Origin of the sequence: Flavivirga rizhaonensis, from assembly GCF_004791695.1 — a bacterium.
GTDB classification, from domain to species: domain Bacteria; phylum Bacteroidota; class Bacteroidia; order Flavobacteriales; family Flavobacteriaceae; genus Flavivirga; species Flavivirga rizhaonensis.
Window position 1 is genome coordinate 66881 of record NZ_SRSO01000025.1, and the last position, 14263, is coordinate 81143.

16 protein-coding genes and 1 tRNA gene are annotated in these 14263 nt (G+C 31.3%); 7 read left to right on the forward strand and 10 right to left on the reverse strand.

Features of this window, described 5'->3' with window-relative positions; genetic code table 11:
* Positions 1-190: 190 nt before the first annotated feature.
* From dps to EM932_RS16140, 8 genes are all read right to left on the reverse strand, one after another.
* Positions 191-664 carry a DNA starvation/stationary phase protection protein Dps gene (gene dps, locus EM932_RS16105; protein WP_135878229.1) on the reverse strand — a complete coding sequence of 158 codons (474 nt, stop codon included), beginning with the start codon at positions 662-664 and terminating at the stop codon, positions 191-193.
* 71 nt (positions 665-735) lie between these two features.
* Entirely contained in the window at positions 736-1347 is a 612-nt protein-coding gene (locus tag EM932_RS16110) for a cysteine hydrolase family protein (RefSeq protein ID WP_135878230.1), read from the reverse strand.
* Between the two features lie 25 nt (positions 1348-1372).
* A complete protein-coding gene (locus tag EM932_RS16115) occupies positions 1373-1777 on the reverse strand; it encodes a nuclear transport factor 2 family protein (protein WP_135878231.1) in 405 nt (134 codons plus the stop codon).
* 115 nt (positions 1778-1892) lie between these two features.
* A complete protein-coding gene (locus tag EM932_RS16120) occupies positions 1893-2279 on the reverse strand; it encodes a DoxX family protein (protein ID WP_135878232.1) in 387 nt (128 codons plus the stop codon).
* A gap of 19 nt (positions 2280-2298) precedes the next feature.
* Entirely contained in the window at positions 2299-2970 is a 672-nt protein-coding gene (locus EM932_RS16125; protein ID WP_135878233.1) for a peroxiredoxin-like family protein, read from the reverse strand.
* 440 nt (positions 2971-3410) lie between these two features.
* Entirely contained in the window at positions 3411-3920 is a 510-nt protein-coding gene (locus tag EM932_RS16130; protein ID WP_135878234.1) for a hypothetical protein, read from the reverse strand.
* 25 nt (positions 3921-3945) lie between these two features.
* Positions 3946-4806 (reverse strand): helix-turn-helix domain-containing protein, encoded by an 861-nt coding sequence (locus EM932_RS16135; protein WP_135878235.1) that lies wholly within the window; start codon positions 4804-4806, stop codon positions 3946-3948.
* A 588-nt stretch (positions 4807-5394) separates the two neighbouring features.
* Positions 5395-5637: a hypothetical protein gene (locus EM932_RS16140; protein WP_135878236.1), complete on the reverse strand. Its 243-nt coding sequence runs from the start codon at positions 5635-5637 to the stop codon at positions 5395-5397.
* A gap of 352 nt (positions 5638-5989) precedes the next feature.
* Here EM932_RS16140 and EM932_RS16145 point away from each other — a divergent pair, with 352 nt between their 5' ends.
* From EM932_RS16145 to EM932_RS16150, 3 genes are all read left to right on the forward strand, one after another.
* Positions 5990-6391, forward strand: coding sequence for a hypothetical protein (locus tag EM932_RS16145; RefSeq protein ID WP_135878237.1), 402 nt, complete (start codon positions 5990-5992; stop codon positions 6389-6391).
* Positions 6392-6925: 534 nt separating this feature from the next.
* Entirely contained in the window at positions 6926-7081 is a 156-nt protein-coding gene (locus EM932_RS21095) for a hypothetical protein (RefSeq protein ID WP_211344303.1), read from the forward strand.
* A 156-nt stretch (positions 7082-7237) separates the two neighbouring features.
* On the forward strand, positions 7238-7510 hold the full coding sequence (locus EM932_RS16150) for a hypothetical protein (RefSeq protein ID WP_135878238.1): 273 nt from the start codon (positions 7238-7240) through the stop codon (positions 7508-7510).
* 223 nt (positions 7511-7733) lie between these two features.
* On the opposite strand, the gene EM932_RS16155 is transcribed toward EM932_RS16150, so the two are convergent.
* Together EM932_RS16155 and EM932_RS16160 are read right to left on the reverse strand one after the other, a co-directional pair.
* Positions 7734-7807: transfer RNA gene (locus tag EM932_RS16155), tRNA-Arg, on the reverse strand.
* Between the two features lie 202 nt (positions 7808-8009).
* The gene (locus tag EM932_RS16160; RefSeq protein ID WP_135878239.1) at positions 8010-9638 is read right to left on the reverse strand and encodes a sodium/sugar symporter; all 1629 of its coding nucleotides are present in this window, start codon (positions 9636-9638) and stop codon (positions 8010-8012) included.
* A gap of 145 nt (positions 9639-9783) precedes the next feature.
* Between EM932_RS16160 and EM932_RS16165 the strand changes: the two genes are divergently transcribed.
* The 4 genes from EM932_RS16165 to EM932_RS16180 are packed head-to-tail and all read left to right on the forward strand — an operon-like array spanning position 9784 to position 13886.
* A complete protein-coding gene (locus tag EM932_RS16165; RefSeq protein ID WP_135878240.1) occupies positions 9784-10776 on the forward strand; it encodes a GntR family transcriptional regulator in 993 nt (330 codons plus the stop codon).
* 15 nt (positions 10777-10791) lie between these two features.
* Positions 10792-11676, forward strand: a complete 885-nt coding sequence (locus EM932_RS16170) for an aldose 1-epimerase (protein WP_170179826.1) — start codon at positions 10792-10794, stop codon at positions 11674-11676.
* 18 nt (positions 11677-11694) lie between these two features.
* On the forward strand, positions 11695-12843 hold the full coding sequence (galK, locus tag EM932_RS16175) for a galactokinase (protein ID WP_135878242.1): 1149 nt from the start codon (positions 11695-11697) through the stop codon (positions 12841-12843).
* Between the two features lie 20 nt (positions 12844-12863).
* Positions 12864-13886, forward strand: coding sequence for a UDP-glucose--hexose-1-phosphate uridylyltransferase (locus EM932_RS16180; protein WP_135878243.1), 1023 nt, complete (start codon positions 12864-12866; stop codon positions 13884-13886).
* Positions 13887-14263 lie beyond the last annotated feature (377 nt).

The following is a 14263-nucleotide window of genomic DNA, read 5'->3' on the forward strand; positions in this document are numbered from 1 at the left end:
CCCTTTAGAACTCAGTTCAGAGGGATAAAATGTTGATTTCTTTTTATTTAGATTAACTATAATTTTGTTTAAAAAGAACCTTGGATCATTATTAGTTTAAGTGGTGTTTGCTTTAGGGTTAGAATTCATCTAAATTCTTTTTTTATATAGAAATTTTCTTCCTATCAAGCGATCACCATATTTTATTAGTTTATTGTATATGAGCTTCTAACATCCATAGCGTTTTATCCAACCGTCTAACTACTTCTGTAAATAAGTCTGCCGTAGCGGCATCTTCTAAATTTTCGGATGCATGAATTGCTTCGCGTGTTGAGGAACCCAATTGTTGATATTTTAGGCTAAGTTCTTTTACAGCCGATGCTCCAATTTGAAAAGTATCAGGGTTTGATTTTAACCTTGTTTTACGACTGACCGCTTTTAAACTACCTTCTGCCACACCACCTAAAGCTGTAATACGCTCTGCTATGGTATCTATGAATTCAAGAATTTCGCTTGCAAATTCATCAAACATCTCGTGTAGTGCGTAAAAATTCGGTCCTTTTACGTTCCAGTGCGCCTGTTTAACTTGACTGTGTAAATCAATAGTATCTGCAAGTTGTTGGTTTAAGATATTCACCAATTGATCTTTATTATCTATTTTAATTGAACTTTTATAGTGTGCCATAAGATTCTTATTTTTTTGAAAAACGCTTCCGTTTCAATAGTAAACGGAAACGTTTTTTTTACTATTTGAAATTAATCTTCAATTAATTCTTTAGCAGTCATTCGCTTCATTACATCTTCTAAACTAACCACTTCACTTGCCCATGTACCTATTACTTGTAGGTAATCATCTAATGCATCTTTATTTTCAAAAGGTGCAGGGCCAGTAGTTTCTTTGACAATAAACACAGGAATGTCACGTGAAAATGCTTCATGCGCCGTAAAACTGATAGCATTATTAACACTTACTCCGCCAAGAATAATCTGCTTTTTGCCTAGTTGCTTTAAAAGTGTATCTAATGTACCTCCCCAAAAAGCTCCAGGACGATTTCGGGTAAAGTTATGGTCATTTTCCTTTTGTACTAGTCTTGGATCCCAGTCTGTCCAAGGTGAACTTTCCTCATAATAACCTTGTTCTACTTCTGGCCAATTACTAATGAGGCCAGCATCTTTCTCACTATTATCAAAGGCATAAACAGAGTGAATTACCGGAATCCCTAATTCACGACTTAGCGCTGTTAATTTATTAATAGGCTCTATTAGTTCAGCCGCATCATTTTGATAGGGGCTACCAGGTTCTGTAAACAACCGTTCCATATCTACAATTAATGTAACAGCGTCTTTTGGATTTAGAGTGAATTGCATAATTTAATTTTTTAAAATGAAACATTTATTTTTCGTCTGGTCTCAAGAAGATTACCTCACGCGTTACTTGCCAGCGACCTTCTTCGAATACCAAATCTATGCTCAGTATAAGAATTTGTTCTTGACCACTTAGATCATTTTTACGAGATAACAATACGTGGGCATTGTTACCATCAACATCTATTTTATGGAATTTTGCCCAAGTATTCATGGGTGGGTCACCAGCTTCCTTTTTACTTTTAAAGAGTCCTTTAAAAGCTTCTTTATTTGCGGTATTAAGATTGTCATCTGTGTCTATCATAATCACATTTAAATCGTCGTGATAAATGCTATCTAAGACATCAATGTCATAACTTGTTGCAGTTTGAATTAAATTTTCTATAACCAATTTAACTGCGTCTTGTGTTTTGTTTTGTTCTTGTATTTCCATAATATTTATATTTTTTTAGTTTTAATTTTTATACTTACAAAAGTAAGTTATTTACGAAGTTTAGAATTTATCAATATCGTATTACTTATAGTCAATATGTAACTTAATAGAATTATTATGCTGTTTCTGCTATTGGCTTTAAGGATGTTGAAAAGACTTTACCTTCATATACTCTTGATATGATAATTGCTATAATTGCGATAACCGATAGAGGCCATTCACCATCACTAATCATGTAATGAGCAAAAAATGCGAGAACTGCATCGTAGAAGAAGCCAGCATATGCCCATTCCTTTAAAAGCTTGTTTTTTCTTGTCCACACTGCTAATAATCCTAAAATTTTCAATATTGCCAAAGGGTAAATAATCCAAGTTGGAAACCCTAAATTATTGTAAAAGCCTGATACCATATCATACTTTAACAAATACATGCTTGAAGAGAATGTGAAAATAAGTGTCATCACACCTGTTGCTATCCAATAAATTATCTTGTTTGTTTTCATTATGTTATATTTTTATGGTTTATATAAGTGTTGTGTTTTTTTGCATTATTTTAGATGTCAAAGTATCAAGTATTTCACTTGGTTCTGGTCTGGTCATGTAGTTTTCATCTAGATGTACATAGACAATTTCAAAATCCTTATTAATGATGTATACACCAGGAACTGGCAATTCAAAATTTAAATTACCATGTATTTGCGTTAAATCGATACCAAAATTTGCATACTCTCTTTTTAAATCATTATTGAGTGTAAAGACGATGCCTAAAGATTTCATAAATGTTGCATTGTTATCACTTAATAAAGGAAATGATAATGTATTTTTATCAGAAGTTTGTGCTGAAATATTTGGCTTTTCTGCACTAATGGCAACAATGTTGGCACCATGCCTTTCAAATTCCTCTTTGAGCATTTCATAACGTCTGAGTTCCATATTACAATAAGGGCACCATCCTCCTCTGTAGAAGTTCAGTACTAAATACTCTTGCTCCATAAATTCACTGAGCTTTCTGGTTGTCCCAAAAATATCAACAAATTCAGCATTTGTAACTTTTTCGCCTACTTTAAGGGCTTTATCTTTTAAATCACTGGATGCGATTTCTTCGACTCCATCTAGCAATACCTGTGCAATATGTTTAGGCATTCTGGAGAATCCTGTTTCACTTATGTGTGATAACTGTTCTTTTAGTGTCATAATATATATAGTTTATTGAGGCAAAATTAGACAGCAAGAAGGCTTAAGTAATAATCTATCTTAACAATAAAATAGTCAATGTGTAACTTTCTGAATTGATTTCTGTATATAAATAGCTGTTTTTTAGTTTATGATTACTTTTAGAAGTCATAAAAACACCGCTAATAGTTGAAGACTTTTATCTGAGAAGTAAATAATTCTCGGGGCAAGCCCCCGAGGTATTCAAAGGGAAATTATTTTTTAAGTTCCGAAGCAAGCTTTGAGGTATTAAACCTAAGATCCCGCCAAAAAAATCGGGATTAGTTCAACTATCTATTTTGAACGTATTGCTGCGCAACTTTTCAAAATAGAGTTTCACTAATAAAAAATGCCACATTAGTCTTAATTATAGACAATGTGGCATTTGAGGTTACGAAAGTATTTTCCGATGTACGTTTTCTTTAGCTAGGTTCTTGAGATAAAATATTTTCTCTAATAATTTGCCAACGATTATCTTCCCAAACGAAATCTAGAATTACAGTTAATTCACTTGTTTTGTCAGTAAGATTTACTCTTCTTTTTACAACAATATGACCCGTATCTCCATTAACTTCAGTGTGAATAAATTTTGCCCATGTGTTCTTGGTACGTTCTTCACCTTCTAGCTTAGATGCAATTAATTTCTTAAACGCATCTTTTCTAAAAACATTTTTATTGAATGCATGTACCTGCCCTTTTGTTAAAGGTATCATCACTCCAGGAAAAAGTGCTTCTTCTTTAAAGTCAACGGTGTGCATACTTTTCCCCTCTGTTACAATAATTAAGCAGTGAAATTCAATTCTATGTGGTTTTGATAAATCATAGGCACTTTTTTCACACCTTTCAAATAATTCTTGAATTGCAATAAGCTCGAAGGGAACAGTTTGACTGACAAACTGAGAAAACACTATATTCTCTATATCATTATACATGTCTTATGTATTGATTTAAGTCATCTTATAACTGATTTGCAAACTTACTCGGCGTGATTCCTTCATGTCGTTTGAAAAAACGAATAAAATTAGACGGTTCATCAAAACCTACTTTAAAAGCAATTTCTTGAGTAGTATATTTTTTTTCAGATAAATTTCTTTTAATCTCCAACAAAATCCAGTTATCTATAAATGCTTTAGCTGTTACATTTCCAAGTTCTTTACAAATCTCATTCAAATATTTGTAGGAGACTAGCATCTTTTTTGCATAGAATTTTGCATCGTGACTATCCTGGTAATGTTGAGTGATTAATTGTTTAAACTGAATAAAATCTTTAAAGTGTCTACTCTCAAAAATCTCGTGTTGGTAGACTGTTAATCGTTTGATTTGAATAAGAAGTGAAAGAAAAATATTTTTAGCTAAATCAGATTTAAGATTTTGATTATTGCTCTTTTGCATACTTTTAAGTAATTCTAGGTATGGTATCAAAAGTGGGATATTCTCTTCGCCAATTAACAAACTTTTTGTGTTGAATAAATGAAGAAAGTGAAAGAGGTCTTTCTCACCTATATTGTCGGTAATAAAAGATTCTTTAAAAGAGATAACATAACCATTTACTTGTAGTTCTTTTTGAAAATAATTGACTTGATTTTTCACTAAAGGGATGACAACTCCTGGCGAAAGTATTATCTCATTAAAATCAACATTATGAAAACCTTTCCCTTCCGTTACAATAATTAATGCGTGAAATTGAATTCTATGACTAATCGAAATATCAAAATTACTTTCTCTACATCGTTGGTAAAGTTCTTCTATAGAAATAATCTCAAAATCAATCGGTTGATTAATGAATCTAGTAAAACCAATATTTTCAATATCCGCCACTCTAAACTATTTATGAATTAAGGTTATTAATAAAATCATTATTATCAAAATAAAAACTAATTTATAAGATTATTTTTCTAATAAAGAATTAATGGATGCTTCTTTTCGATATTTCAAGAATAGATTTATCCAGATATTTCTTCCCGTTCTAGCTAAAACTGGGTATAACGAGAACAATGTAGTTGCTATTAATAAGTATCACCCAAAAGACCTACACCAAAAACAAAGTGTGCAATAAGAAAAACTATGACACTTAATAACACCCAATATGGTTATTTTTTCTTTGGTATCTTTTCTTTTATATTTCCTGTACATATCATCTTATCATCTACATCAAACTCATTAGGTAAAATTTGAAGCATTAAAACATCATAAAGCCTATAAAGTCCCACAAAATCTATAAAAAAAGCTTCACTATTACTGGTAAAGCTTTTTATGTATCCACTCTATTATTCATAGCTTAGGTTTTGCTAGAATTAGGGTCTTAATTTAAAACTGCATCTTTGTTGCCTATCTAGAAATTCAGTTATATCAAACAAGTATTATTTGCAATTATTCATACAGGGGGATTATTATTAGTCATCATATCTATATACCACCTTTGTTTTTTTTCTTAGCCATACGTGATATATAATTTTGCATGTATACAATTAAATGCTTGCGCACATTATACTTCATTGGAATTTCAAAACGAGAAAACCAACCAGACCTAACACTAGATTTTACCATGTCGAACTCCTCTGCTACTTTTTCAAAAAAATCCTCTTTATCAGATTTATCTATTTGACTAAAAAGTCGCTTAATATTGTCTATTTCATTAATATCACTCATAATGTTTTTTTAATGTTTTTAGATGTTTTCAACCGAGATCGTGTCTGTAACATTTTTTAGCAGATAATTTACACCGTATATCACGGATAATAATTGTAGTAGAGCTGGTATACAATATATCTGCTATACCTTTTTCCAGAAACACGTTAGATACTAAATGAACTATACTGTTTTCCTGTGTTGTTAAATCTTTCATGAAGTACTACTTTACTAGTAATTTGTTTTCATTTGTTGTTTAATAAGGTTTTACAACATATATTTGTTGTAGTATCACAATTACAAGTGCACAAATATACGACACTTTTCTGACACTTTGAAACAAAAGTGATACTTTTTTTACACTTTCAACATTATGTTATCAGAAAAAATAGAAAAATTAATACATGAACTACAGCTTTCTCCTGAAGAATTTGGAAACAAAATAAATGTTGGAAAAAGCTCTATATATAAGTTATTAAGAGGTGACATAAAAAAACTCACTTCTAAAATGGCTGCTAAAATAAATAGCGCATTTCCTGAATATTCCTTAGAATATTTAAATGGACTCAATTATGACACTTTAGAACCTAATAAGGACAACACCAGCGAACCAGCTCCTGGATATAAAAAATTAAAACAAAAGCAGATAGAATTCATTACAAAAGCTTTTGAGGACAACTTTTATGACTTAATGGCTTATAAGCGATTTAAAAAAGAGTTTTTATTTAGAGCTACAGAAGTTCTAGGCATATTACCTAATAAACCTAAAAGATAATCTATCTAGTTGGTCTTTATTGTTTTTAAGTCAACTATATAAAATTATAATTACTAATATGCTAGAGTGAAATAAGTATTGATCTATTTCTGGATATATTTGTCACGATTAACATTATATCGGTAAAAAAGGCTTTTTATTTTATCCTACGTTTATTATCACTTTCATAAAATAATTTATTTCAGTAATCTCTACACGATATTTTTCACAAATTCTTAGTTAGAAATTAACAAATATAATAATCATTTTAAGCTGTTTTTAAGCAAAATTATATGTATTAACTTACATTTGCCACATCAAAAATTACGGGAAACCCACAGCGAGTATGTAATTATAATTATATATAATAATAAATATTTATATATAAATATAATTAAGTCAAGTTTTTATTGTAAAATTATGTATTTCGTCGATTTTGAATATATTGTACCACCCTACACCACAGAATACTTGTAATAAAATTGAATACCAGTACAGTATAAGCAGACTAAATAACTAACTTAAATTGGAAATGATAATTAATGAAATTTACAAATGAAACTTGTTTTTAGAAGCGAAAAAGAAAAAAGTCTTAGCTCCTTTGCTTATCGGCTAGTAGCTATTATAGGTATTCTTTTTGCATTATCTGCATTTCCCAATAGCTTAATATTAGCATTTGTTGTTATTTTACTGGCAAGTAGTTTATTTTAGAAGCATTTTATCTGTAATTATATCAAAGTTAGATTTTTACAAAATAAATTATGATCGATACTACCCGAAAAACATTTTTTGTTGTGTTATTACAAAATAATGTAAACTGCTATCGATTCTCTCTTACAAAATATAAACCACATAAAACTAGGCTTATTGTTAGGCCTGTTATGTGTTTCAATATACTTTATAGCACGAATACTTCTTAAAAGAAAGACCTATGCTGTTGAAGATATTATAAAATCTTTAGGCTTTGGTTTCACTCTATCTTTGTGCCTTAAAATAGGATTAATTGGCTACTTCAACGAATGTGGCAAGCTCGAATTTACAACTGAAGCATGTATGATTATTGGTGGATTTGCTTTGGCTGTTTTTGCTGTAGATGGATTAACAAAATCCATTAAAAAAAATGATCCTCACAAAAAATAAGGATTCATTTAATGATTTGTAATTAGCGCCTGTATTGTAGGCAGCAAATTATAATTGTTAGCTTTTTACTTTATAAAGTCTATATTGACCTCGGTTTACTTTTTTATACTAACACAAATTTTTGCCTAAACACAGCAATTGGCTTGATCCTCATAAACCCTGTGAAGCACTACAAGCCTTATTAAAAACAAAAAAGCCTCACTATTTCTAGTGAAGCTTTAAGTGAGCCCTGAAGGATTCGAACCTTCGACCGCCTCCTTAGAAGGGAGGTGCTCTATCCAGCTGAGCTAAGAGCCCTAAAAGAAAACATTTTTGTTTTCCGGTGTGCAAATATAAAATTAACTACATATCTAACCAAAAGAAATGTTCATAAATTTAATCAATAATTCATAATACTTTAAAAACCTTATCTCTAGCTTTAATTATTATTATTTCTAAACTAAGATATAATTAAAAAGCACCATAAAAATGGTGCTTTTTAATAGATATATTTATTTAATTACCAAAACAATCCATATAAAACTGTTAGAATAATCATAATTGCAAACGAACCAATATTAAATAATGGTGTGGTTTTGAATAACTCTTTAGTAAGAGGGATTCCTTTAGGATCATCTGCTCCTTTATTCTGCATATTACTCATGACTACTATGACTAACATTGATAATACTGTTGTAATTCCCATTTGATGCATCCATGGCTCAAATGCTGGAATAGGTAAAAACTTAAGTGCCAATGCAATTGGAATAGACAAAATAGCTCCCCAAATTGCAGCATTGTTCGTGGTCTTCTTCCAGAATAAACCTAAAATAAATACGGCTAATATACCTGGACTTACAATACCCGTATATTCCTGAATGAATTGAAATGCTTGATCGATCCCACCTAAAAGTGGAGCAACTATTACAGCAATAATTAAAGCAACTGCCGCAGAAATACGCCCAACATTTACAGTTGTTTTATCGTCTGCATTTTTATTAATATACTGTTTGTAAATATCCATAGTAAATATGGTAGATGTTGAATTTAGCATAGAAGCCAAAGAAGACACTATAGCAGCAGCTAAAGCAGCAAAAGCAACACCTTTAAGTCCTGTTGGTAAAAACTGTAATAACCACGGATACGCTTTATCAGCTTGCTCCGTTGTAGGCACGTTTAACATACCTGCTTCACCTAAATTTGACATAATGGAAGGATCGTTAACCATGACGTAAGCTGCAATACCAGGAACAACTACAACCAACGGAATAATTAGTTTTAAGAACGCAGCCAATAAGATCCCCTTTTGAGACTCTTTTAAAGATTTAGCCGCTAAAGTTCTTTGTATTATATATTGATTGAAACCCCAGTAGTATAAGTTGGCTACCCATAAGCCTCCTATTAATACCCATATACCAGGCAGGTTTACATAGTTTTCATTTGTTTCTTCAAGAATCATGTGGAATTTCTCTGGAGCTGCCTCTACAACTTTAGAAAACCCTGCAAAAACACCTTCTCCACCAGAAACCGTATTTAATGCTAAATAAGTAGTGATTAAACCCCCTAGTACCAAAAAGACAACTTGTATAACATCGGTCCAGGCAACAGCAGATAATCCTCCATATAAAGAATAAGCAGCAGCAAATAAAGCTAAACCAATAATGGCGTACATCATATCTACACCCATGATAGTTTCAATAGCTAATCCACCTAAATATAATACAGACGCTAGATTAACAAAAATATAAAGCGCCAACCAGAATACAGCTAGAATCGTTTTTAAGTTGGTCGAGAATCGTTTTTCAACAAACTCCGGGATAGTATAAAGTCCTTTCTCAATAAAAATGGGTAAGAAATACTTTCCTACAATAATTAAAGTTAAGGCCGCCATCCACTCGTAAGAGGCAATGGCTATACCTAATGCAAATCCAGATCCAGACATGCCAATAAATTGCTCTGCTGAAATATTTGCTGCAATTAATGATGTACCAATAGCCCACCAAGGTAAAGATTTACTAGCTAAAAAGTAATCTTCGGCATTTTTTTGATGGCCGTCCTTATCACGAGATACCCAAAGTCCTACTCCCAAAATTAAAATGGCGTAAGCAATAAAGACTACATAGTCCCACATTTCGAATCCTGCTGTCATAGTGTAAAAATTATTTTAGTTAATTAATATAAGACTCAAATATAAAAATTAAATTTAGAAACACCCTAAGTTTAACATAAAAAAACCAAACTAGTAGGGTCTAGTAGGTTTTTTAAAAAAAATAATGATATATTTGTATTAGTTTATGATAAAAATCAAGCAAAATATAGGGGTTCCAAAATATAGACAAATAATCAACTCGATTGAAGATGCTATCCTTTCCGGCAGTTTACAAAAAGGAGATCAAATTCCCTCTATTAATAATGTTAAAGAGCAGCATAACCTTTCAAGAGATACTGTTTTAATGGCTTTTAACGAGTTGAAAAGCAGAGGAATTATTCAATCCATAGTTGGAAAGGGATATTATGTGGCTAGTGAAAACGTTAACGTTACACAAAAAATATTTTTACTTTTTGATGAACTAAATTCCTTCAAAGAGGATTTATATAATTCTTTTTTAGAAAATTTGGGTGGCAATATTCAAGTAGATATTTTTTTTCATCATTTCAACAAAAACGTTTTTAGTAAACTAATTAATGACAATGTTGGCGACTACAATTATTATGTCATAATGCCTGCAAACTTGACAAATACAAATGAGGATATAAAAAAGCTAGCTAAAGATAAGGTTTATATTTTAGATCAAGTACACGATGATTTATTAGAATACTCTGCTATTTATCAGAACTTTGAAAAAGTCATTTTTAACAATCTTACTAAAGCATTACATCTCATTAAGAAATACAAAAAAATAATTCTAATTTTTTCTGAAGACAAACAACCTCAAGACATGTTGAAAGGTTTTAATCGCTTTTGTAAAAAAAACAAGATGCCTTTTGAGGTTATAAATTCATTAAAAAACAGAGCATTAAACAAGGGAGAATTATACGTTATGCCAGATGATAAAAGTTTACTTCGAATTATAAAAAAAATGAAAAGTAGTAATTTATTATTGGCAAAAGATATAGGTGTTATCTCGTACAATGATACCTTACTTAAAGAAATTGTAGAGGGAGGTATTACAACCATTTCTACAGATTTCAATAAAATGGGGCAACGTTTAGCTGAAATGATACTTAATAAAGAATTAGTTAAAGTAGAAAACCCTAACAATTTAATTATCAGGAATTCATTATAATTAAAAATAAAAATAGTGTATAAAATCAGTCACAACAAAACATCAAACATTTTAGAGATTGAAAACTCTGAAAGCGGAGTGCATGGAAAAATCTATCTTAATTCTGGAGCAAGCTTACAAAAATTAACATTAAAAGGGCATGCCATTATAAAAGATTTATCGCCATTAACCTATGCTAACACATATGCGTCTTCTATTCTGTTTCCTTTTGCAAATAGGATTAAAGATGGTGCATATACTTTTAATGATAACGATTTTCAATTCGAAATAAACCAGAAGGAAGAAAACAATGCCTTGCATGGATTGGTTTATAATAAAGCCTTTCATATTGTAGATCAAGAAACTAGTCATGATTCGGCATCTATTTTACTAGAATACAACGAAACTGAATTATCTATTGGATTTCCCTACACATATACAATACAATTAAAATATGTTTTCACTTCAAACGACTTAAGTTTGGGGGTTTCTGTAAAAAACACGGATTCAAAGGCGTTTCCGTTTACTTTAGGATGGCATCCCTATTTTTTAAGTGATGATTTATTTAATAGCTCATTAGAGTTTAACAGCAGTAAAAAAATAGTTTTGGGAGAAAGAAATATCACTACTGGTATTGAAAATTTCGAATTAAAAGATGTGCTTACCATTGAAGACAAACAATTGGATGATTGCTGGGTTTTGGATTCAAATAAAGTAACATTTAATACACCTAAATATAAATTAATTATTGAATCTTCGGCAGAGAATAATTTTCTCCAAGCTTATACCCCACCTAAGTTAAATACAATAGCTATTGAGCCTACAACTGGAGTTTCAGACAGTTTTAATAACAAGATTGGGTTAGAGGTCTTAGATCCAAATGACATTTACAATATTAATTGGAGCTTAAAAATAAAATAACAACTTAACAATACTACAATGAGTACAATACTAATTAATGATGTAAAAACAACATTTATCAATACATTTAAAACCGAACCTATTCTTATTTTTTCTCCAGGTCGAATTAATATTATTGGTGAACATACAGATTACAATGATGGCTTTGTATTTCCTGCTGCAGTAGATAAAGGGATTGCGGCGGCTATGCAAAAGAGTGATACAAATATATCTACAGCCTATGCCTTAGATAAAGACAGTCGTATAGAGTTTGAATTAGATAAATTAAGACCATCTGCTGAAGGTAGTTGGGAAAATTATATTTTTGGTGTTGTTGCCGAAATTCAAAATAAAAACAAAGCTGTAGGCAATTTTAATATTGTCTTTAAAGGAGATATTCCAGGAGGTGCTGGTATGTCATCTTCTGCAGCATTAGAAAACAGTGTGGTATTTGGTTTAAATGAATTGTTTAATTTAGGGCTAACCAAGCATGAAATGATTTTAATATCTCAAAAAGCAGAGCATAATTATGTTGGTGTAAAATGTGGGATTATGGATCAATATGCCAGTATGTTTGGCATCAAGGACAATGCATTACTTTTAGATTGTAGAACTGTAGAATCCAAACCTTATAAAATAGATTTTAAAGACCATCAACTGATGTTAATCAATACTAATGTAAAGCATAGTTTGTCTGATAGTGCATATAATGACAGGCGTTCTGCTTGTGAAAGTATTGCCGAATTACTCGGAATTAAAGCATTAAGAGATGCTACTGAAACCGATTTAGAAGCTATTAAAGACAAAGTATTACCTGAAAATTATCAAAAAGCACTTTATGTTATTCAAGAAAATAATAGAGCTATAAGAGCTTCAAAAGCTATTGAAGCTAATGACTTAGAAACATTAGGAACTTTAATTTTTCAATCACATAATGGTTTACAACATCAGTATAAAGTAAGTTGTGATGAATTAGATTTCTTAGTAGACCAGGCAAAAGCTAACGACCATGTTTTAGGAGCTAGAATGATGGGTGGTGGCTTTGGTGGTTGTACTATTAATTTAGTTTCAAAAAGTGAAGCTAAAGCTTTTGGAGAAGCCGCATCTATAGCTTACAAAAATGAATTTGACAAAGCGTGTTCTATATACTTCATAAAATTATCTGAAGGTACACACTTAGTAAAATAACCAATTACAATTTATTTAAAATGAAGAATACAGATTTACAAGACTATTCACATAAACGTTTAAATATACTTACTGGCGAATGGGTTTTAGTATCACCACATCGGGCAAAACGACCATGGCAAGGACAAAATGAAGCCGTATCAAATGATGTTAGACCTGCTTACGATGAGACCTGCTATTTATGTGCTGGGAATACCAGAATTAATGGAGAAATCAATCCAAAATATCAAAACGTATTTGTGTTTACTAACGATTTTGCTGCCTTACAAAAAGATTCTAAATCTTTTTCTATCAAAGATGGTTTGCTAGTCGCCGAAAGCGAAACGGGTATATGCAAAGTGATCTGTTTTAGTCCAGATCACTCAAAAAGCTTAGCAGACATGAGTGTTAAAGACATTCAAAAAGTAGTTTTTGCATGGCAAAAAGAATTCAAAGAACTGTCTGAAAATCCAAATATTAATTACGTTCAAATATTTGAAAACAAAGGAGCCGTAATGGGATGTAGCAATCCACATCCGCATGGACAAATTTGGAGTCAATCTACGCTTCCCAACGAAGTTGATAAAAAAAATACGCAGCAATTAGCCTATTACAAGAAAAATAACAGCAGCCTTTTGGGTGATTATTTAGCACAAGAATTAGAAAATCAAGAACGCATTATTTTTGAAAATGATTCGTTTGTTGTTTTAGTTCCTTTTTGGGCAGTATGGCCATTCGAAACTATGATTGTTCCTAAAAAACAACAAGCAACTATTTTAAAATTAAATAATACTGAGGCTTTAGACTATGCCGAAGCTATTTCGGTAATAACAAAAGCATACGATAAGCTGTTTAACACCTCGTTTCCATACTCTAGTGGTATCCATCAAGCACCAACAGATGGAAATACAAATAGTCACTGGCATTGGCATATGAGTTTTTATCCACCGCTATTACGAAGTGCCACCGTTAAGAAGTTTATGGTAGGCTATGAAATGTTTGGTTCTCCACAGCGTGATATTACTGCAGAATCAGCTGTAAAAATGATAAAATCACTTATTTAAATTATTTTAGGAATCTCATTAAAAATCAACCTGGTTAAGATTAAAATCTCAATCAGGTTTTTTTATATTAACGTCAGTTCGATTTATTTTTTTTATAAAAAACAATATTAAACCAATGATTTTCAAGTGTTTGTATTTTCGACAGAGCGAAGCATGAGCCTTTCGACTTTAGTTTATGCTGAGCGTAGTCGAAGTACTCAAGATAAACTTTCGAGAAATCTCATAAGAATGGGATTCCCTGCCTTCCGGCAGCTACGGTGTACCCACAAATATGCATAATTTTGGCAAATGAGAGAAACAATTCATCCACAGCATTTTTACCCTGATTATACAGGAGAATTAGGCGATCTGCGTTCAGAACGACGAGGCATGGAATT

Excerpts from the sequence above, each read along its gene's own strand:
- EM932_RS16110 (WP_135878230.1), bottom strand. The coding sequence starts at position 1,347 with ATGCAATTCACTCTAAATCCAAAAGACGCTGTTACATTAATTGTAGAT.
- EM932_RS16160 (WP_135878239.1), bottom strand. The coding sequence starts at position 9,638 with ATGACAGCAGGATTCGAAATGTGGGACTATGTAGTCTTTATTGCTTAC.
- dps (WP_135878229.1), bottom strand. The coding sequence starts at position 664 with ATGGCACACTATAAAAGTTCAATTAAAATAGATAATAAAGATCAATTG.
- EM932_RS21095 (WP_211344303.1), top strand. The coding sequence starts at position 6,926 with ATGAAACTTGTTTTTAGAAGCGAAAAAGAAAAAAGTCTTAGCTCCTTT.
- EM932_RS16180 (WP_135878243.1), top strand. The coding sequence starts at position 12,864 with ATGAAGAATACAGATTTACAAGACTATTCACATAAACGTTTAAATATA.
- EM932_RS16115 (WP_135878231.1), bottom strand. The coding sequence starts at position 1,777 with ATGGAAATACAAGAACAAAACAAAACACAAGACGCAGTTAAATTGGTT.
- EM932_RS16130 (WP_135878234.1), bottom strand. The coding sequence starts at position 3,920 with ATGTATAATGATATAGAGAATATAGTGTTTTCTCAGTTTGTCAGTCAA.
- EM932_RS16165 (WP_135878240.1), top strand. The coding sequence starts at position 9,784 with ATGATAAAAATCAAGCAAAATATAGGGGTTCCAAAATATAGACAAATA.
- EM932_RS16145 (WP_135878237.1), top strand. The coding sequence starts at position 5,990 with ATGTTATCAGAAAAAATAGAAAAATTAATACATGAACTACAGCTTTCT.
- EM932_RS16120 (WP_135878232.1), bottom strand. The coding sequence starts at position 2,279 with ATGAAAACAAACAAGATAATTTATTGGATAGCAACAGGTGTGATGACA.
- EM932_RS16125 (WP_135878233.1), bottom strand. The coding sequence starts at position 2,970 with ATGACACTAAAAGAACAGTTATCACACATAAGTGAAACAGGATTCTCC.
- galK (WP_135878242.1), top strand. The coding sequence starts at position 11,695 with ATGAGTACAATACTAATTAATGATGTAAAAACAACATTTATCAATACA.
- EM932_RS16140 (WP_135878236.1), bottom strand. The coding sequence starts at position 5,637 with ATGAGTGATATTAATGAAATAGACAATATTAAGCGACTTTTTAGTCAA.